An 18896-nucleotide genomic window follows, 5' to 3' on the forward strand; every position below is an offset into this window, starting at 1 on the left:
GGTTCCTGTGAGGTGGAGCGTTATTGGCCGGTCAGGCGTGCGCCCTTGGCGGGGCGGTGCACCGCCTTGAGCGCCTTGAGCGGGATCGTGATCTGCGCCATGGTGCCGGCCGGCACGTTGTGGGTGAGGATCAGCTCGGCCAGCGGGCCGTACAGCGTGGACAGGCGTTCGCGGATGTTGTCCAGTCCGAAATGCATGCCGATTTCCGGCTCCTTCTTGCCGGTCAGCGCCGCCAGTCCGGCCTTGGGAGAGGGGCTGTTGAAGCTGACCCCGGTGGCCAGCCCGACGCCGGTGTCGAACACGCTCAGCACCAGCATGTCCTGGTGCAGGGCGGCGCGCACCGTGCAGTTGCCGCCTTCGACCTTGGGTTCCAGGCCATGCTTGATGGCGTTTTCCACCAGCGGCTGCAGCAGCATCGGCGCCAGGCGCAGGCGCCCAAGCTCTTCCGGCAGCTGCAGGGTGTAGGACAGGCGCATGCCCATGCGCAGCGACATCAGTCCGAGGTAGGCCTTGATCAGGTCGAATTCGCGGCGCAGCGAAGTGCTGTCGGCGCGCGAGGCCGACAGCGTGGTGCGCAGGTAGTGGATCAACTGGTCGAGCATCTGCTGCGCGCGCAGCGGTTCGGAGCCGATCAGGGTCTGCAGCGTGGCCAGGGTGTTGAACAGCATGTGCGGTTCGATCTGCGCCTGCAGCATCTGTAATTGCGCCTGTACCGCCTGTTTTTCGACCTGGCTGGCATGGGCCTGCAGGGCGGCCATCTTTTCACGGTTCCAGAAGAACAGGGCGGCGCCGAAGCAGGCCAGGAAGGTCAGCACGATCACGCCGATGATGTTGTCGCTGCGCTCGGGCAGGATGGACTCCACCGGCTGCCCCATCAGGTAGCTGGCCAGCAGGCGCCCCAGCAGTACCGACAGCGGCGCCAGCACGACCAGCAGCAGGGCGAAGCCGGGCTTGTTCGGTTCGCCGTCGCCCCAGATCGCCAGCCGGGTGCCGTTGATCAGCAGCATCGCCAGGATGCCGATGCACATCGCGATCTGCAGGTTCTCGTAGAAGCTGCCGCCCACGCGCATCAGGTAGGTCACGGCCAGCGCGCACAGCAGGTTGATGACGAGCGTGGGCACCAGCGATTTCGCCAATTCGCGCAACAGCAGGAGAAGACGGGGCGGGACGGAAGTGTCTTGTTGGTTCATTCGTTCAGGCAATTCGGGTCAGGCAGGTAAAGCGGGATGCGGTGAGTCCCTGAACGGCGCCTTACCGATGGCGGCGCAATTCGCGTTCCATCAGCGCCTGCCTCCAGCGGGAGGGAAAATCGGCAAAAACGCTCAGGGCGTGAAATAGTACCCCGATTCCCCAGCCGAGTAGCGGTCCGGCGCTCCATAAAACGTGGCGCGAAGTGCTCAGGTTGAGCGCGATCAGGCCGGCGTTGACCAGCAGGTAGATGCACAGGTGGCGCAGGAATCCCAGCTTGCGGTTGACGCGGCGCATGGCGTCGCGGCGGTCCTGGTCGGAAATGGCGTATTCGGTCTGGGGCATGACGATCCTCGCTGGAAAATCCGGCCGATCCGGATTGCAGGCATCAGGATGCGTCCTTGGCCGCGCCTGCGCCAGCCGGCAGCGATGAAATGCCGGATCGGGGGCGCAAAGCGCTTGAAGCATGCCGCGATCTGCTCTAACTTATGCGCCGTATCGGTATAACGGAGAATGATCATGTGGCCCTATCCCAAGGTTCTCGCCCACCGCGGCGGCGGCACGCTGGCGCCGGAAAATACGCTGGCGGGCTTTCGCACCGGCCTGCAGTTCGGCTATCGCGCCGTCGAATTCGACGTCATGCTGACCCGTGACGAAGTGCCTATCCTGATGCACGATCCCCAGCGCGGGCGCACGCTGCCGGGCGAGGGGCAGATTGCCGACGCCGACTGGGCGCAATTGCGCGAGCTCGATGCCGGCGCCTGGCATGGCCCGGCCTTCGCCGGCGAGCGCATCTGCACGCTGGAGCAGGGGCTGGATTTCTGCATCGGCAACGGCATCTGGATGAACGTCGAGATCAAGCCCGGCGCGCCGGCGCAGGCGGCGCGCACCGGTGAGCTGACGGCGCTGGCGGTGGCGCGGCGCTTTCCCGGCGCGGATGCGGAGACGCTGCCGGTATTGTCCTCGTTCTCCTTCGAAGCGCTGATGGCGGCCAAGGAAGCCGTTCCCAGCCTGCCGCGCGGCTTCCTGGTGGATACGATTCCCGGTGACTGGCAGGCGCGCCTGCAGCAACTGCAGGCGGTGGCCCTGCACACCAGCCATAAGAACCTCACGCCGCAACTGGCGCGCGAGGTCAAGGACGCCGGCTACGCCCTGTTCTGCTACACCGTCAACGACGCGGCGCGCGCGGTCGAGATCATGGGATGGGGCGTGGATGCCTTTTGCACGGATCGTATCGATCTGATCCGTCCAGACGCTTATTAGAACCTGTTTTCGATTGCGCAGCCTGCGGTGAAATGAACGGCAAATCACGTTCTTACCGAAGGACTGAATGCGGGATCGGCTGGCTATGATCGTCCTGCGGTTTGCATCGGGGCAGAGGCAAAAGGCACTGTCAACGCCCCGGAAAGACAACGCGTTAAGCAGGCACAAGGCCGGTGAACGAGAGCGCCGGTGGACTTGTGGAGAATTCATAACACTGAGATGAGGAAAACGATGAAGATCAATAAACTGCTGGCTGCCGTACTCGTTGCCGCCTTCGCACTGCCGGTCATGGCACAGCCCGCACCGGCTCCGGCAGCCGCTCCCGCCGCTGAAGCCCCGGCCGCCAAGCCGGCCCCGAAGCACAAGAAGCACGCCAAGAAGCACAAAAAGCATAAAAAGCACGCCAAGAAGGCGAAGGCAGCGATGCCTGTCACCAACCAGGGCGCCTGATTGAAATAAGGCAACGCGGCCGGTACGCCGGCCGCGAGGATTTACCGGAAGGGGAAGGCTGTCTGTTAGGGATTCGGGTGGCGCAGCCGCCCGGAGAAGCCGAACCTGTAACCCGTCGGGATTGCCCGGCGGGTTTTTTTTCGCCCGGAGCCGCCGCTGCGGCGGTGTCCGGCAGGCAATCCCCGGGCGGGCGCATGGCGGCTGTCCGGCTGCTTATCGCGCGCAGTTATCACGTATAATCGCCGATTCGCAATCATTTTTTGCACCGTCTTTTACCAGCCTTCGAACATGAACTCAGCCGAAATTCGCGATAAGTTTCTGAAATTCTTTGAATCCAAAGGACACACCATCGTCCGCTCGTCCAGCCTGGTCCCGGGCAACGACCCGACCCTGCTGTTCACCAATTCCGGCATGGTTCAGTTCAAGGATGTGTTCCTCGGCACCGACAAGCGCAACTACGTGCGCGCCGCTTCGGTGCAGCGCTGCCTGCGCGCCGGCGGCAAGCACAACGACCTGGAAAACGTCGGCTACACTGCGCGCCATCACACCTTCTTCGAAATGCTGGGCAACTGGTCCTTCGGCGACTACTTCAAGCGCGAATCGCTGAAGTGGGCCTGGGAACTGCTGACCAAGGTCTACGGCCTGCCGGCCGAGAAGCTGTGGGCCACCGTCTACGAGACCGACGACGAAGCCTACGACATCTGGACCAAGGAAATCGGCGTGCCGCCCGAGCGCGTGGTGCGCATCGGCGACAACAAGGGCGCGCCCTACGCCTCCGACAACTTCTGGCAGATGGCTGAAACCGGCCCTTGCGGCCCCTGCTCGGAAATCTTCTACGACCACGGCCCGGACATCTGGGGCGGCCCCCCGGGCAGCCCGGACGCCGACGGCGACCGCTACATCGAAATCTGGAACAACGTGTTCATGCAGTTCGACCGCCAGCTCGATCCGGCTACCGGCGAATACACGCTGACCCCGCTGCCGGCGCCCTGCGTCGACACCGGCATGGGCCTGGAGCGCCTGGCCGCGATCCTGCAGCACGTGCACAGCAACTATGAGATCGACCTGTTCCAGGCGCTGATCAAGGCCGCCGCGCGCGAGACCGGCGCCACCGACCTGGCCAACAATTCGCTCAAGGTCATCGCCGACCACATCCGCGCGACCTCCTTCCTGATCGTCGACGGCGTCATCCCCGGCAACGAAGGCCGCGGCTACGTCCTGCGCCGCATCATCCGCCGCGCGCTGCGCCATGGCCACAAGCTGGGCCAGACCAAGCCGTTCTTCTACAAGCTGGTCAAGGACCTGGTGGAGCAGATGGGCGCCGCCTATCCGGAGCTGCCGGAAGCCGCCAGCCGCGTCGAGCAGGTCTTGAAGCAGGAAGAAGAGCGTTTCGGCGAAACGCTGGAACACGGCATGAAGATCCTGGAGGCCGCGCTGGCCGCCAACACCGGCAAGCTGGACGGCGAGACCGCCTTCACCCTGTACGACACCTACGGCTTCCCGCTGGACCTGACCGCCGACATCTGCCGCGAGCGCAATGTCGAGCTGGACGAGGCCGGCTTCGCCGCCGCCATGGAGCGCCAGAAGAGCACCGCGCGCGCCGCCGGCAAGTTCAAGATGGCCGCCGCCATCGAATACAGCGGCGACAAGACCAGGTTCGTCGGCTATGAATCGCTGGCGCAGCAGGGCAAGGTGGTCGCGCTGTACGTGGCGGGGTCGCCGGTGCAGAAGATCGAGGCCGGCCAGGACGCCATCGTGGTGCTGGACACCACCCCGTTCTACGCCGAATCCGGTGGCCAGAGCGGCGACGCCGGCGCGCTGGAAGCGGCTGGCGGCCTGTTCGCCGTGGCCGATACGCAAAAGATCCAGGCCGACGTCTTCGGCCACCACGGCCAACTGATCAAGGGCAGCCTGGCCGTGGGCGACGCCGTGCAAGCCAAGGTCGACCCTGAGCAGCGCGCGCGCACCATGCGCAACCACTCGGCCACCCACCTGATGCACAAGGCCCTGCGTGAAGTTCTGGGCAGCCATGTGTCGCAGAAGGGTTCGCTGGTCGACGCCGACAAGACCCGTTTCGACTTCAGCCACAACGCGCCGATGACGGCAGAGGAAATCCGCCGCGTGGAAGACATCGTCAACCGCGAAGTGCTGGCCAACGCCGCCACCAGCGCCAAGCTGATGGGCTATGACGACGCCATCGCCGCCGGCGCCATGGCGCTGTTCGGCGAGAAGTACGGCGACGAGGTGCGCGTGCTGTCGATCGGCACCTCGACCGAGCTGTGCGGCGGCACCCACGTCGGCCGCACCGGCGATATCGGCTTGTTCAAGATCGTGTCCGAAGGCGGCGTCGCCGCCGGCATCCGCCGGGTCGAAGCCGTTACCGGCGAAGGCGCGCTGGCGCTGGTGCAGTCGCTGTCGAACCGCGTGGCCGAAGCGGCCGCCGCACTGAAGACCCAGCCGGAAGAACTGCTGCCGCGCATCGGCCAGGTGCAGGACCAGGTCAAGGCGCTGGAGAAGGAACTGGCCGCGCTGAAGTCCAAGCTGGCTTCCAGCCAGGGCGACGAACTGGTGAACCAGGCCGTCGACATCAAGGGCATCAAGGTGCTGGCCGCGACGCTGGAAGGCGCCGATGTCGCCACCCTGCGCGAAGCGATGGACAAGTTGAAGGACAAGCTCAAGACCGCCGCCATCGTGCTGGCCTCGGTCAAGGACGGCAAGGTCAGCCTGATCGCCGGCGTCACCGCCGACGCGACCGCCAAGGTCAAGGCCGGCGAGTTGGTCAACTTCGTCGCCCAGCAGGTCGGCGGCAAGGGCGGCGGCCGTCCCGACATGGCGCAAGCCGGCGGCACCGATCCGTCCGGCCTGCCCGGCGCGCTCAAGGGCGTGGCCGACTGGGTCGGCGCCAAGCTCTGACCGGCACGGAACCCGCGCATGAGCGATTTCAAGTTCTGTCCGGTCTGCGCCGCCGACCTGGTGCTGCGCGCCGATGAGGGAGAGGCCGGCAAGGTCCGGTTGGGTTGCCCCGAGGGGCACTGGACCCATTGGGACAATCCCTTGCCGGTGCTGGCCGCGCTGGTTGAGATCGACGGCAAGATGCTCACCGCGCGCAATGCCGCCTGGGCCGAAGGCCGTTTCGCCCTGATCACGGGTTTCATGGAGCGCGACGAGACGCCGGAGCAGGGCATCGCGCGCGAGATCAAGGAAGAGACCGATCTCGACGCCCAGGAAATCAGCCTGATCGGCGTCTATGAGTTCATGCGCAAGAACGAGCTGATCATCGCCTACCACGTGAAGGCGACCGGCGCCATCAGGCTGTCGCCCGAACTGCTCGAATACCGCCTGTCGGAACCGGCCGATCTGCGGCCCTGGCCGGCCGGCACCGGGCATGCCGTGGCGGACTGGATGCGGGCGCGCAAGCTGCCCGTCCAGTACGTGGAATTCGCCGGTTCGACGACGCCGATCGCCGCTCCGGAAGTCGCGCGCTGACGCTGTTTGTTTGCTGTCCAGCAACATCAGTGCGATCGATACAACAGGTCTTGTGCGATGCATCAAAACGGCGTATGTTTGCACTAAATTAGTTTGTATCGTGTTCCATTTTGAGTCGCTGTAATGACTATTGAATTTCACCGGGAATTGGATGCGCGCGGCCTGAACTGTCCGCTGCCGATCCTCAAGACCAAGAAGGCGCTGGCTGACATGTGCAGCGGCCAGGTATTGCGGGTCACCGCCACCGATACCGGTTCGGTGCGCGATTTCCAGGCCTTCGCCAAGCAGACCGGCAACGACCTGCTGTCGCAGGTCCAGAACGAAGACCACGAGTTCATCTTCTTCATGAAGCGCAAGTAAGCGCCTGGCCTGAGCCGATCAGGCTTGCGAAATTGAAAATGCCGTCCGGTGCAGAACCGGACGGCATTTTGTTTTGGTGCTGCTTGTACCGCTTGTGCTGTCTGTGGGGCGGCGCCCCAGTTCAAAATTGCGGATGGAAACTCTCGGCCCGGGCGACCGGCCAGTATTTTTCATATACCTGGTAGCGGTAATTGCCTTCGATCAGATCGTTCGGCTCCAGGTACTTCAGCAGGTTCGACATCAGTTGCACCTCGTGGTCGTTGATGCGCCGCACGATATGGTGCGGCCGCAGCGCCGAGGCGTGCGGCAGGCCGGCAGCCTGCACCAGCTCCTGCAGTGCGTGCAGCGTGCTCTGGTGGAAGCGGTAGACGCGCTCGGCCTTGTCCGGCACCACCAGGGCGCGGGCGCGCGTGGCGTTCTGGGTCGCCACGCCGGTCGGGCAGCGGTCGGTATGGCAGCTTTGCGACTGGATGCAGCCCAGCGCGAACATGAAGCCGCGCGCCGAATTGCACCAGTCCGCACCCAGCGCCAGCGTGCGCGCCAGGTCGAAGGCGGTGATGATCTTGCCGGAGGCGCCGATCTTCACCTTATCGCGCAGGCCGATGCCGACCAGGGTGTTGTGCACCATCAGCAAGCCCTCCTGCAGCGGCATGCCGACATGGTCGACGAATTCCAGCGGCGCGGCGCCGGTGCCGCCTTCGGAACCGTCGACGGTGATGAAGTCGGGAACCAGGCCGGTCTTGAGCATGGCCTTGGCGATGCCGAAGAATTCCCAGGGATGGCCGACGCACATCTTGATGCCGACCGGTTTGCCGCCGCTGCGCCGGCGCAGCTTTTCAATGAATTCCAGCAGGCCGACAGGCGTGGAAAACGATGAATGGGTGGCCGGGGAGATGCAGGCGACGCCCATCGGGATGCCACGGGTGGCCGCGATTTCCGGGGTGATCTTGGCGGCCGGCAGGACGCCGCCGTGGCCGGGCTTGGCGCCTTGCGACAGCTTCACCTCGATCATCTTGATCTGCGGCGACTGCGCCTGGGCCGCGAACTTCTCTTCGTCGAAACTGCCGTCGGCGTTGCGGCAGCCGAAGTAGCCGGAGGCGATCTGCCACACCAGGTCGCCTCCGAATTCCCGGTGGTAGGCCGAGACCGAGCCTTCGCCGGTGTCGTGCGCGAAGTTGCCTTTTTTTGCGCCCTGGTTGAGCGCGCGAATGGCGTTGGCCGAGAGCGAGCCGAAACTCATGGCGGAAATGTTGAACACCGACATCGAATACGGCTGGCTCAGCCCGGCCCCGACCGTCACGCGGAAGTCGTGGCTGGCGATCTGGGTGGGCGAGAGCGAATGGCCGATCCATTCATGGCCGCCTTGCTGCATGTCGAGCTCGGTGCCGAAGGGGCGGCTGTCGATGTCGGCCTTGGCGCGCTGGTAGACGATGCTGCGCTTCTTGCGCGAGAACGGCCGGCCGTCCATCTCGCCTTCGAAGAAATACTGGCGGATTTCCGGACGGATCGATTCGAACATGAAGCGGAAATGCCCGATCAGCGGATAGTTGCGCAAGACTGCGTGTTTGCGCTGGAGCAGGTCGCGGATGCCGATGGCCGAGAGCGCCAGGGGCGGCAGCAGCCATCCCCAGCTGATGGTGTGCCCGATGGCCAGCAGCGCCAGCGCGATGGTCAGGAGCAGGACTGCCCAGAATGCGAAATAACGGTTTGCCCACATGATGAAAATCCGTTCGTTGTCGTTGTTGCGCCTTGTGCCGATGCGCCGGAGATGTTTGCAGGATTCTAACGCTCCCGCAGGACTACCGGTTGGGAGGAACTGAAAGGCCTTTCCGGTCGATTTGCCGTGATGGCGTCGTTCAATGCCGCAGGGAGGTGAGGTGGATATGGCTAAGAATAATTTCTTTTTGATAATTTTTCGTCGTCAGTCCCTGCGCCGGAAATCGTTGCTGACGGCGTCCTGACGAGCTTGCAAATAACTGTGTAGGCGCCGCAACAAGCGCCATGCCCGGAAATCTTTGTGCTAAACTCCGCCAAATACTTTTTCAACTTTGTGCCCGGCTGCCGCCACCTGTGCGGCCAATAACGGCTCCATGGCGCAAAGTCGATAATTGAAATGGCGCAGATCGGCCGTCAGCAACCCGCGACATGACGGCTTTGCGAAAGCGTGATACCCCCGCGATGCCGATTTGCCCGGGCCTTAATTTCCAGCTCATTCAATCTCCTATAAGTCGGGCACCGGAAAGCAGCACCAACAGCATCAAACACAGCGCAGCAGGTTTGCGAGTGACGGTTCCCCGGGATGCCGCGGACTGGCGCAACCATGCAGCCGGGCTCAGTACAAGCCGAACTTTTCAAACTTTTGTTTAACAAGACGCACAAGAGCCGTACATGAATATTGCAGAGGCGAAGAAAGTCCTCGAAACCGCATTGCTTTGCACGCATGAGCCTTTATCGATCAATGACCTGAAAAAGCTGTACGCCGATCCGGAAAGCGATCAACCTAGCGAAATTACGGCGGACGTTATCCGCCAGTTGCTGGAAGAGCTGCGTACCGACTGGGCCGACAAGGGAGTCGAAGTGGCCGGCCTGTCGACCGGCTGGCGCTTCCAGAGCCGCCCGGAGATGAAGGTCTACCTGGAGCGCCTGAATCCGGAAAAGCCGCCGAAATACACGCGCGCCACGCTGGAAACGCTGGCCATCATCGCCTACCGCCAGCCGGTGACGCGCGGCGATATCGAAGAGATCCGCGGCGTGGCCGTCAATTCGCAAACCATCAAGATGCTGGAGGACCGCGGCTGGATCGAGTCGATCGGCCACCGCGACGTGCCGGGACGCCCGGCCCTGTTCGCTACCACCCGCAAGTTCCTGGACGACCTGGGGCTGACTTCGCTGGAAGAGCTGCCGCCGTTGCAGACGGTCGGCGCCGAAGCGGCGGCCCAGGGCGCCTTGCTGGAATTGCAGGCGCTCGAAGGCAGCGGCGCGGCCGTGCTGGAAAGCGAGGAAGGCGGCGCGGCGGATGCGGCGGAACAAAACGGCCAATTGGAGCTGGGTGAGCCGGGCGAGCCGCCTGCGGCAGATGCCGCGACAGGCGACGAAGCAGGGGACGGCCTGGCGCCATCTGCAGAACAAACGCAAGAACCTTTTGAACAAGACGTTGCCGTAACAGGCACAGACGCCCTCGAGACCGCCGATGAAGCGGCCGGCGTGCATATCGATACCACTGAACGGGCCGACGAGCGGGGCGACCAAGCCGAGCCGGGTTCGCACAATCAAGATCCGAAGAATGAAACCAACTAGTTCCAAAGACGAGCAAGGCGTTGCGCTTGCTGCGGCTGACGCTTCCGCGACCGAAAAGCCGGTGAAAAAACGTACCCGCAAGGCGGCTGCGCCTGCCGAAGCCGGCGCGCCGGCCTTTGCCGATACCGCTGCTGAAGCTCCCGCGCCCAAGAAGCGCGCTCCCCGCGCCAAGAAGGCCGTGAGCGAAGAGGCCGCGGCACCGGCGGAAGCCGTTGCCGCACCCGCCGACGCCGCGCCGGAAAAGAAGCCGCGCGCCGCCAAGCCGCGCGCGAAGAAGGCCGAGCCGGCCGACCAGGCCGAGGCGCCGGTGGCCGCCAAGCCTGAGAAACCGGCCAAACCTGTTAAACCTGCCAAGCAGGCCAAGCAGCTCAGCCTGGACATGGGAGCGCCGGCCCAGGAGCCGCCCAAGGTCATCGTCACCGTCGGCGAGGAAGTCGTGGCGCCGCCGGTGCTGCTGGACGCGCCGGCCGATCCGAACCGGGCCAAGCCGGCCCGCCGCGGCGTGCGCGGTCCGCGCGCCCTGCGCAACAACCGCGCGGCCCAGCGCGCCGAGGCCAGCGCCCAGCAAAAGGGCGCTGCGCCGGAAGGCGGCGCCGCGCAGGAGCAGCGCGGCCAGTTCAAGGGCGCGAACCAGAACCACGGGCAGCAGCAGGGCAAGAAGCCCTTCGACAAGGGGCACAAGAAGCCCAAGGCGCCGCAGTTGGGTTTGCGCGCGAGCGAGCCGTCCGACGACATCTTCTCGTTCGTCACCTCGGAAGCCTATGACCGCGAAGACGGCGGCAAGAGCCAGAACCGCCATCCGCACCAGCTGCGCGGCAAGAACGGCCGCCGCGACCTGACCGCCGAGGACGATGCGCCCAAGCTGCACAAGGTGCTGGCCGACGCCGGCCTGGGTTCGCGCCGCGACATGGAAGAACTGATCGTGGCCGGCCGCGTGTCGGTCAACGGCGAGCCGGCCCACATCGGCCAGCGCATCCTGCCGACCGACCAGGTCCGCATCAACGGCAAGCTGCTGCAGCGCAAGGTGTCCAAGCGCCCGCCGCGCGTGCTGATCTATCACAAGCCGGCCGGCGAAATCGTCAGCCATTCCGATCCGGAAGGCCGCAGCTCGGTGTTCGACCGCCTGCCGACCATGAAGGCGGGCAAGTGGCTGGCCGTGGGCCGCCTCGACTTCAATACCGAAGGCTTGCTGCTGTTTACGACTTCCGGCGACCTCGCCAACCGCCTGATGCACCCGCGCTACAACATCGAGCGCGAATACGCGGTGCGTACGCTGGGCGAGCTGGAAGAAGGCATGCGCCAGAAGCTGCTGCACGGCGTTGAGCTCGACGACGGCATGGCGCAGTTCTCGCGCATCGCCGACGGCGGCGGCGAAGGCGTCAACAAGTGGTATCGCGTGACCATCGGCGAAGGCCGCAACCGCGAAGTGCGCCGCATGTTCGAGGCGGTCGGCCTGACCGTGTCGCGCCTGATCCGCACCCGCTACGGCGCGATGACGCTGCCGCAGACCTTGAAGCGCGGCCGTTGGGAAGAGCTGGAAGAAAACGCCGTGCGCAACCTGTTGGCGGCCTGCGGTATGGAAAAGCAGGGCGGCGGCGAGCAGAAGGGCGGCGGCAACGCCAGGAACGCCGGCCCGCGCGGCAACCAGATGCAGCAAAACAAGGGCCCGCAACAGCGCGGCCGCGGCAACAACGGCAATGGAAATGGCAACGGCGGCGGCAACAAGGGCGGGCAGCAGAAGAGCCGCCAGCCCGATCCGCTGCAAACCGCGCTGGGCTTCCCGGACATGGGCAACCAGCGCCGCCACAACCGCCCGCAGCGCGGCGGCGCCGGCAGCTTCGCGCTGGCCGGCCTGCCGGGGATGACGCGTCGCCGTACGCGCTGATCTTCTGCCTGGGATGCCTTGGTTGCCGAAGGGTAATCGAGGCTCCCGGTAGGCTGAATGCCGCTTTTTAGGTGATTTTTTGTTGCCTTGGGCGCATTTCGCCCCAATCTTGAATTGCTGCACATACCGTAATCGGATATAATGCGCAAGTTAAACGCAACCGCCGCGAATCGCATATGTGCTAATTCATTGAAAGATCCGCCTGTGCCATGAGTTGAATGGAGGTAGGGCGGTTCGCGTGATGTGATCTCAGAGTTGCGCAAGAGATAACAAAAGATGGGCGGATGCCCATTTTTTTTTTGCTGAACAAATTCGATGCCGGTGCCGGAAACAGCCGCGCCGGCGTCATGACGGAGAAATAGTCTTGCAATTGCTGGAGCTGATTGAATCCACCCTGTCGGGCATGGGCTACGAACTGGTCGAGTTCGAGAAGGCGGCGCGCGGTCTCGTGCGCGTCTTTATCGATATCCCGTTCGATCCGGCCGCCGAAGAGGCGCGTTCGATCACCGTCGAGGATTGCGAGAAGGTGACGCATCAGCTGGTGCACGTCTTCACCGTGGAGAACGTGGCCTATGAGCGTCTGGAGGTTTCCTCGCCCGGGCTGGACCGGCCCCTGAAGAAGCTGGCGGACTATGTCCGCTTTGCCGATTGCGAAGCGATCGTCAAGCTGCGCGTGCCGATGCCCGGCACATCCAACCGCAAGAGCTACCAGGGCATCCTGCGCGAACCGGAAGGCGAGAACCTGATGCTGGAATTTGAAGCAAACGATGGGTCGGCAGCCGTATTGAGTTTTACGCTGGCTGATGTGGATAAGGCACACCTGGTGCCGCAGGTCGATTTTAGGAGTCGCAAAGGATGAGTCGCGAAATTTTGTTGTTGGTCGATGCACTGGCACGCGAAAAGAACGTCGATAAGGAAGTGGTCTTCGGCGCGCTGGAACATGCGCTGGCCCAAGCCACCAAGAAACGCTATGAAGGCGAGGTCGACATCCGCGTCTCGATCGACCGCGAAAGCGGCGAGTTCGAATCGTTCCGCCGCTGGCACGTGGTGCCCGACGAGGCCGGCCTGCAGCTGCCCGACCAGGAAGTGCTGCTGTTCGAAGCCAAGGAACAGTACGCCGACATCGAAGTCGATGAATACATCGAGGAACCGATCGAGTCCGTCGAGTTCGGCCGCCGCTTCGCGCAAGACACCAAGCAGGTCGTCCTGCAGCGCATCCGCGACGCCGAGCGCGAGCAGATCCTGGCCGATTTCCTGGCCCGCGGCGATGCCCTGGTGACCGGCACCATCAAGCGCATGGAGCGCGGCGACGCCATCATCGAATCGGGCAAGATCGAAGCGCGCCTGCCGCGCGACCAGATGATCCCGAAGGAAAACCTGCGCATCGGCGACCGCGTGCGCGCCTTCATCCTGCGCATCGACCGCAGCGCCCGCGGCCCGCAGGTGATCCTGTCGCGCACCGCGCCGGAATTCATCATGAAGCTGTTCGAGCTGGAAGTGCCGGAAATCGAACAAGGCTCGCTGGAAATCAAGTCGGCCGCGCGCGACCCGGGCGTGCGCGCCAAGATCGCGGTGTACACCGCCGACAAGCGCATCGACCCGATCGGCACCTGCGTCGGCATGCGCGGCTCGCGCGTGCAGGCCGTGACCGGCGAACTGGGCGGCGAGCGCGTGGACATCGTGCTGTGGTCGGAAGACCCGGCGCAGTTCGTCATCGGCGCGCTGGCCCCGGCCAACGTCACCTCGATCGTCGTGGATGAAGAGAAGCACGCCATGGACGTGGTAGTCGACGAAGAGAACCTGGCCATCGCCATCGGCCGCGGCGGCCAGAACGTGCGCCTGGCGGCGGAACTGACCGGCTGGCAGATCAACATCATGACCGCCGAGGAGTCGGCCGACAAGTCGGCGCTGGAAACCGCGGCGATCCGCACGCTGTTCATGGAAAAGCTGGACGTCGACCAGGAAGTGGCCGACATCCTGGTTGAGGAAGGCTTCTCGACCCTGGAAGAAATCGCCTACGTGCCGATCAACGAGATGCTCGAGATCGAATCGTTCGACGAGGAAACCGTCAACGAGCTGCGCAACCGCGCCCGCGACGCCCTGGTGACCGAAGCGATCGCTTCCGAGGAAGGCCTGGAAGGCATGGACGAGGAACTGATCAACTTCGAAGGCCTGGACCGCGTGCTGGCCGGCAAGCTGGGCTTGGCAGGCGTGAAGACGCTGGCGGCCTTCGCCGGCCTGGCGTATGACGAATTCGGCGCGATCCTGGCCCTGCCTTCCGAGCGCGCGCGCCAACTGATTGAAAATGCATTTGAAGATGTGACCGACGATGAAATGAAGCTCATCGATTCCAAATACGATGAGCGCGCCAAGGCGCTGCAGGCCAAGGCATGGAGCGCGACCGAAGCGCGTTGAAGCGCGCTTTGCACTCCACATCATCTGCCGAGCACATAGAAAAGAGGACTGAATGGCGAGTACCAACGTTGCCCAATTTGCCACCGAGCTGAAAATGCCCGCCGACCTGCTGCTGACCCAGCTGCGTTCGGCCGGCGTCGAGAAGAGCTCCGCATCCGACTCCCTGTCGAAGGAAGACAAGGACCGCCTGCTTGAACACCTGCGCCGTTCGCGTGGCGCCGCGCCGGAAGGCGAGAAGAAGAAGATCACGCTGACCCGCAAGGAAACGACCGAGATCAAGCAGGCCGATGCGACCGGCAAATCGCGCACGATCCAGGTGGAAGTGCGCAAGAAGCGCACCTTCATCAAGCGCGACGAACCGACGGCGGAAGAGACCGCGGCCCGCGCCGCGGCGGTTGCGCACGAGCCGGCTGAAAGCCAGGCCGAGGTGCAGGCGCGCCAGGAAGAGGAAGCTCGCCGCCAGGCGGAACTAAAGGCCCAGGAAGAGCGCCTGGCGCAACTGGAGGCCGAACGCGCCGCCCAGGCCAAGGCCGCCGAACTGGAACAGCAGCGCGCCCGCGAAGCCGCCGAGGCGGAAGCCGCTCGCGTGGCAGCCGAGGCCGCGGCCGAAGCCGCCAAGGCCAAGGCCGCCGGTGCGCAAGCCAAGCAGGCTGCGCCCGATCCGGCCGAGGAAGAAAAGAAGCGCGCCGCCGCCGAAGAAGCCAAGAAGAAGGCTGCCGAGGCCGCCAAGGAAGCCGCGGAACGCGCCGCGGCCGCCGAGCGCGCGCGCAAGGCGGTGGAAGACGAAGTGGCCCAGATCAAGGCCATGATGAATGCGCCGCGCAAGGTCATGAAGGCGCCCGAACCGGCGCCGGCCGCCAAGACTTCGGAAGGCACGCTGCACAAGCCGGCCGACAAGAAGGTCGCCGACAAGAAGGATGACAAGAAGCCCGCGGTCGCGGCGGACAAGAAGTCGATCAAGTCGGCCAATGTCTCCTCGACCTGGCAGGACGACGCCAAGAAGCGCGGCACCGGCGGCATGAAGGCCCGCGGCGCCACCGGCGCCGGCGGTCGCGACGGCTGGCGCGCAGGCCCCAAGGGCCGCCGCCATTCGCATGGCGACGACCAGCGCGAAAGCAACTTCCAGGTGCCGACCGAAGCCGTGGTGCATGACGTGTACGTGCCGGAAACCATCACCGTGGCCGAAGTGGCGCACAAGATGGCGGTCAAGGCATCCGAGGTCATCAAGCACCTGATGAAACTGGGCCAGATGGTCACCATCAACCAGGTGCTGGACCAGGAAACCGCGATGATCGTGGTCGAGGAAATGGGCCACCGCGCCCACGCCGCGAAGCTGGACGATCCGGAAGCGCTGCTGGTCGAAGGTGAAGACCACGCCGACGCCGAGGCGCTGCCGCGTGCGCCGGTCGTGACCGTGATGGGCCACGTCGACCACGGCAAGACCTCGCTGCTGGACTACATCCGCCGCACCAAGGTCGCCTCGGGCGAAGCCGGTGGCATTACCCAGCACATCGGCGCCTACCACGTGGAAACTCCGCGCGGCATGATCACCTTCCTGGACACCCCGGGCCACGAAGCGTTTACCGCGATGCGTGCCCGCGGCGCCAAGGCGACCGACATCGTGATCCTGGTGGTGGCCGCCGACGACGGCGTGATGCCGCAGACCAAGGAAGCGATCGCCCACGCCAAGGCCGGCGGCGTGCCGCTGGTGGTGGCGATCAACAAGATCGACAAGCAGGGCGCCAACCCCGACCGCGTCAAGCAGGAACTGATCGCCGAGGAAGTGGTGCCGGAAGAATACGGCGGCGACGCTCCGTTCATCCCGGTGTCGGCCAAGACCGGCCAGGGCATCGACTCGCTGCTGGAAAACGTGCTGCTGCAAGCCGAAGTGCTGGAACTGACCGCGCCGGTCGACGTGCCGGCCCGCGGCCTGGTGATCGAAGCCAAGCTGGACAAGGGCCGCGGCCCGGTGGCGACGATCCTGGTGCAATCCGGTACCTTGAAGCGCGGCGACGTCGTGCTGGCCGGTTCCGCCTATGGCCGCGTGCGCGCCATGCTGGACGAGAACGGCAAGAACATCAGCGAAGCGGGTCCGTCGATTCCGGTCGAGATCCAGGGCCTGACGGAAGTGCCGTCGGCCGGCGAAGAAGTGCTGGTCATGAGCGACGAACGCAAGGCGCGTGAAATCGGCCTGTTCCGCCAGGGCAAGTTCCGCGACGTCAAGCTGGCCAAGCAGCAGGCCGCCAAGCTGGAAAACATGTTCGAACAGATGAGCGAAGGCGAGGTCAAGAACCTGCCGATGATCATCAAGACCGACGTGCAGGGTTCGCAGGAAGCGCTGGTGCAGTCGCTGCAGAAGCTGTCCAACGCCGAAGTGCGCGTACAGGTGGTGCATGCCGCAGTCGGCGGCATCACCGAAAACGACGTCAACCTCGCGGTGGCATCGAAGGCGGTCATCATCGGCTTCAACACCCGTGCCGACGCTTCGGCGCGCAAGCTGGCCGAGGCCAACGGCGTCGACATCCGCTACTACAACATCATCTACGATGCGGTGGACGAGGTGAAGGCGGCGATGTCGGGCATGCTGGCGCCGGAAAAGCGCGAACAGGCGCTGGGCCTGGTGGAAATCCGCCAGGTGTTCGTGGTCAGCAAGGTCGGTTCGATCGCCGGCTGCTACGTGCTGGAAGGCCTGGTCAAGCGCGGTTCGCAAGTGCGCCTGCTGCGCAACAACGTGGTGGTATGGACCGGCGAACTGGACTCGCTCAAGCGCTTCAAGGACGATGTCAAGGAAGTCAAGTCGGGCTTCGAGTGCGGCCTGTCGCTCAAGGGCTACAACGATATCGAGGTGGGCGACCAGCTCGAAATCTTCGAAGTCCAGGAAGTGGCTCGTACCCTGTAATGCAGTTTTGCCGGCGCGGGGAGGTCTCGCGCCGGCCTCATTTGAAAGATCCGTCGCAGCAACGCGGGAATATTCTCCCGTCAGGCCATCGGCGGATTTGTTTTTTGAACAATGGCAAAACATAGCAAATCCATCCCCGGGCGCGGCCTGCGCGTCGCCGACCAGATCCAGCGCGACCTGGCGGAGCTGATCGCCTTCGAACTGAAGGATCCGCGCGTTGGGATGATCACGATTACCGAAGTGCAGGTCACGCCGGACTACGCGCATGCCAAGATCTTCTTCACCACGCTGGTGGACAATCCCGAGGCGGTGAAGAACACGCTGATCGGCCTGCGCAAGGCGGCAGGCTTCCTGCGCACGCAACTGGGCCGCAGGCTGACCATCCATACCTTGCCGGAACTGCACTTCGTGCACGACAACTCGACCGCTCGCGGCATCGAAATGTCGCGCCTGATCGACGAGGCCAACGCTACCCGCGCCAAGGATTCGGACGACGAGGCCTGAGCCGGTTCGACCAGCTGTATCACTGACAATCATTTCGCCGGCCCGCGCACATCGCGCAGGGCCGGCAACGTATTTATGGCAGACAACATTCCGGCGGACGCCGCGTCCCCCATCCCGGCCAACAACGACAAGCGCGTCAAGCGCGGACAGGCGCCGCGCGCGCCGCGTCCCCCGCGCCTGCCGGTGCATGGCGTGCTGCTGCTGGACAAGCCGGTCGGGTTGTCGTCCAACGACGCGCTGATCCGCGCCAAGCGCATGCTCAACGCGCCCAAGGCCGGACATACCGGCACCCTCGATCCGTTCGCCACCGGCTTGTTGCCGCTGTGTTTCGGCGAGGCGACCAAGTTTTCGCAGGATCTGCTGGAGGCCGACAAGACCTATGAAGCCGTGGTGCACCTGGGGGTGAAGACCGATACCGGGGATACCGAAGGGCAGGTCATTGCCGAGCGCCCGGTGGATGCCAGTCCTGAACAGATTGAGGCGGCATTGGCGCGCTTTCGCGGCCCCATCAGCCAGGTGCCGCCCATGCATTCGGCGTTGAAGCGCGACGGCAAGCCGCTGTACGAATACGCCCGCGCCGGCATCACGCTGGAACGCGAAGCGCGCGACGTGATCATCCACAAGCTGGAACTGCTGGATTACCAGGCGCCGATGCTGGCCATTCGCGTGACCTGCAGCAAGGGCACCTACATCCGTGTGCTGGGCGAGGACATCGGCGAGCATCTGGGCTGCGGCGCCCACCTGAACGCGCTGCGTCGCATTGGCGTCGGCCCGCTGACACTGGATGGCGCCATGACGCTGGAACAGTTCGAGGCGGCCGGCGAAACCGAACAGCGCAAGGCCGCGCTGCTGCCGGTGGACGGCCTGCTGCAGAGTTTCCCGGCGGTGCAGTTGCCGGACGAACTGGCACGCCGCTTCTTGCACGGCCAGCGTTTGCCGCTGGCCAAGGAAGGTGTGGCCGCGCCGGAACAGTTGGGGCGAGTGCGCGTCTACCGCGCTTCCGACGCCGCGCTGCTGGGCACCGGACTGTTGCAGGAATACGCCATTCTGGCGCCCGAACGGCTGGTGTCCACGGCTTGAGGCGAAGCGCCGGAGAACGGCTCCGGGCGCGCCTTTCAGGGTGGCGTCCAAACGGCGGCAAACCGTTGA

The 18896-nt window shown here is 64.5% G+C and carries 15 protein-coding genes; 12 read left to right on the top strand and 3 right to left on the bottom strand.

What is annotated here, in order from left to right; all coding sequences use genetic code 11:
* Positions 1-20: 20 nt before the first annotated feature.
* Together J7548_RS15000 and J7548_RS15005 are read right to left on the bottom strand one after the other, a co-directional pair.
* Entirely contained in the window at positions 21-1190 is a 1170-nt protein-coding gene (locus tag J7548_RS15000; RefSeq protein WP_290975649.1) for a histidine kinase, read from the bottom strand.
* A gap of 61 nt (positions 1191-1251) precedes the next feature.
* The gene (locus J7548_RS15005) at positions 1252-1533 is read right to left on the bottom strand and encodes a 2TM domain-containing protein (RefSeq protein WP_290975652.1); all 282 of its coding nucleotides are present in this window, start codon (positions 1531-1533) and stop codon (positions 1252-1254) included.
* Positions 1534-1707: 174 nt separating this feature from the next.
* Here J7548_RS15005 and ugpQ point away from each other — a divergent pair, with 174 nt between their 5' ends.
* From ugpQ to J7548_RS15030, 5 genes are all read left to right on the top strand, one after another.
* Positions 1708-2451 (top strand): glycerophosphodiester phosphodiesterase, encoded by a 744-nt coding sequence (ugpQ, locus tag J7548_RS15010; protein WP_290975655.1) that lies wholly within the window; start codon positions 1708-1710, stop codon positions 2449-2451.
* 231 nt (positions 2452-2682) lie between these two features.
* Positions 2683-2901, top strand: coding sequence for a hypothetical protein (locus J7548_RS15015; protein WP_290975657.1), 219 nt, complete (start codon positions 2683-2685; stop codon positions 2899-2901).
* Between the two features lie 288 nt (positions 2902-3189).
* Entirely contained in the window at positions 3190-5814 is a 2625-nt protein-coding gene (gene alaS / locus J7548_RS15020; protein ID WP_290975660.1) for an alanine--tRNA ligase, read from the top strand.
* An 18-nt stretch (positions 5815-5832) separates the two neighbouring features.
* The gene (locus tag J7548_RS15025; RefSeq protein ID WP_290975663.1) at positions 5833-6387 is read left to right on the top strand and encodes an NUDIX domain-containing protein; all 555 of its coding nucleotides are present in this window, start codon (positions 5833-5835) and stop codon (positions 6385-6387) included.
* Positions 6388-6510: 123 nt separating this feature from the next.
* Positions 6511-6747, top strand: a complete 237-nt coding sequence (locus tag J7548_RS15030) for a sulfurtransferase TusA family protein (protein WP_050469046.1) — start codon at positions 6511-6513, stop codon at positions 6745-6747.
* 121 nt (positions 6748-6868) lie between these two features.
* Here the strand turns inward: J7548_RS15030 and J7548_RS15035 are convergent, their stop codons facing one another.
* Complete coding sequence (locus J7548_RS15035) at positions 6869-8464, bottom strand: FMN-binding glutamate synthase family protein (protein ID WP_290975670.1); 1596 nt, start codon at positions 8462-8464, stop codon at positions 6869-6871.
* 671 nt (positions 8465-9135) lie between these two features.
* Between J7548_RS15035 and scpB the strand changes: the two genes are divergently transcribed.
* From scpB to truB, 7 genes are all read left to right on the top strand, one after another.
* A complete protein-coding gene (scpB, locus tag J7548_RS15040; protein WP_290975673.1) occupies positions 9136-10044 on the top strand; it encodes an SMC-Scp complex subunit ScpB in 909 nt (302 codons plus the stop codon).
* Entirely contained in the window at positions 10031-11929 is a 1899-nt protein-coding gene (gene rluB / locus J7548_RS15045; protein ID WP_290975676.1) for a 23S rRNA pseudouridine(2605) synthase RluB, read from the top strand. Before scpB ends, rluB begins: the two co-directional genes overlap by 14 nt.
* 364 nt (positions 11930-12293) lie before the next feature.
* On the top strand, positions 12294-12788 hold the full coding sequence (rimP, locus tag J7548_RS15050; RefSeq protein ID WP_290975678.1) for a ribosome maturation factor RimP: 495 nt from the start codon (positions 12294-12296) through the stop codon (positions 12786-12788).
* The gene (gene nusA / locus J7548_RS15055) at positions 12785-14344 is read left to right on the top strand and encodes a transcription termination factor NusA (RefSeq protein WP_290975680.1); all 1560 of its coding nucleotides are present in this window, start codon (positions 12785-12787) and stop codon (positions 14342-14344) included. The genes rimP and nusA overlap by 4 nt, the downstream gene beginning before the upstream one ends.
* A 52-nt stretch (positions 14345-14396) precedes the next feature.
* Positions 14397-17243: a translation initiation factor IF-2 gene (gene infB, locus J7548_RS15060; protein ID WP_290975682.1), complete on the top strand. Its 2847-nt coding sequence runs from the start codon at positions 14397-14399 to the stop codon at positions 17241-17243.
* Between the two features lie 111 nt (positions 17244-17354).
* A complete protein-coding gene (gene rbfA, locus J7548_RS15065) occupies positions 17355-17747 on the top strand; it encodes a 30S ribosome-binding factor RbfA (RefSeq protein WP_290975684.1) in 393 nt (130 codons plus the stop codon).
* A gap of 75 nt (positions 17748-17822) precedes the next feature.
* Positions 17823-18827 carry a tRNA pseudouridine(55) synthase TruB gene (gene truB, locus J7548_RS15070; RefSeq protein WP_290975687.1) on the top strand — a complete coding sequence of 335 codons (1005 nt, stop codon included), beginning with the start codon at positions 17823-17825 and terminating at the stop codon, positions 18825-18827.
* Positions 18828-18896: the final 69 nt, after the last annotated feature.

Source organism: Herbaspirillum sp., from assembly GCF_017744395.1.
In the GTDB taxonomy this organism is placed as follows: domain Bacteria; phylum Pseudomonadota; class Gammaproteobacteria; order Burkholderiales; family Burkholderiaceae_D; genus Herbaspirillum.

What these genes read in the sequence shown, in the direction of transcription:
- nusA (WP_290975680.1), top strand. Translation starts at nt 12,785, where the DNA reads ATGAGTCGCGAAATTTTGTTGTTGGTCGATGCACTGGCACGCGAAAAG.
- J7548_RS15035 (WP_290975670.1), bottom strand. Translation starts at nt 8,464, where the DNA reads ATGTGGGCAAACCGTTATTTCGCATTCTGGGCAGTCCTGCTCCTGACC.
- rluB (WP_290975676.1), top strand. Translation starts at nt 10,031, where the DNA reads ATGAAACCAACTAGTTCCAAAGACGAGCAAGGCGTTGCGCTTGCTGCG.
- J7548_RS15000 (WP_290975649.1), bottom strand. Translation starts at nt 1,190, where the DNA reads ATGAACCAACAAGACACTTCCGTCCCGCCCCGTCTTCTCCTGCTGTTG.
- alaS (WP_290975660.1), top strand. Translation starts at nt 3,190, where the DNA reads ATGAACTCAGCCGAAATTCGCGATAAGTTTCTGAAATTCTTTGAATCC.
- J7548_RS15025 (WP_290975663.1), top strand. Translation starts at nt 5,833, where the DNA reads ATGAGCGATTTCAAGTTCTGTCCGGTCTGCGCCGCCGACCTGGTGCTG.
- ugpQ (WP_290975655.1), top strand. Translation starts at nt 1,708, where the DNA reads ATGTGGCCCTATCCCAAGGTTCTCGCCCACCGCGGCGGCGGCACGCTG.
- rbfA (WP_290975684.1), top strand. Translation starts at nt 17,355, where the DNA reads ATGGCAAAACATAGCAAATCCATCCCCGGGCGCGGCCTGCGCGTCGCC.
- infB (WP_290975682.1), top strand. Translation starts at nt 14,397, where the DNA reads ATGGCGAGTACCAACGTTGCCCAATTTGCCACCGAGCTGAAAATGCCC.
- J7548_RS15030 (WP_050469046.1), top strand. Translation starts at nt 6,511, where the DNA reads ATGACTATTGAATTTCACCGGGAATTGGATGCGCGCGGCCTGAACTGT.
- J7548_RS15005 (WP_290975652.1), bottom strand. Translation starts at nt 1,533, where the DNA reads ATGCCCCAGACCGAATACGCCATTTCCGACCAGGACCGCCGCGACGCC.
- scpB (WP_290975673.1), top strand. Translation starts at nt 9,136, where the DNA reads ATGAATATTGCAGAGGCGAAGAAAGTCCTCGAAACCGCATTGCTTTGC.
- truB (WP_290975687.1), top strand. Translation starts at nt 17,823, where the DNA reads ATGGCAGACAACATTCCGGCGGACGCCGCGTCCCCCATCCCGGCCAAC.
- J7548_RS15015 (WP_290975657.1), top strand. Translation starts at nt 2,683, where the DNA reads ATGAAGATCAATAAACTGCTGGCTGCCGTACTCGTTGCCGCCTTCGCA.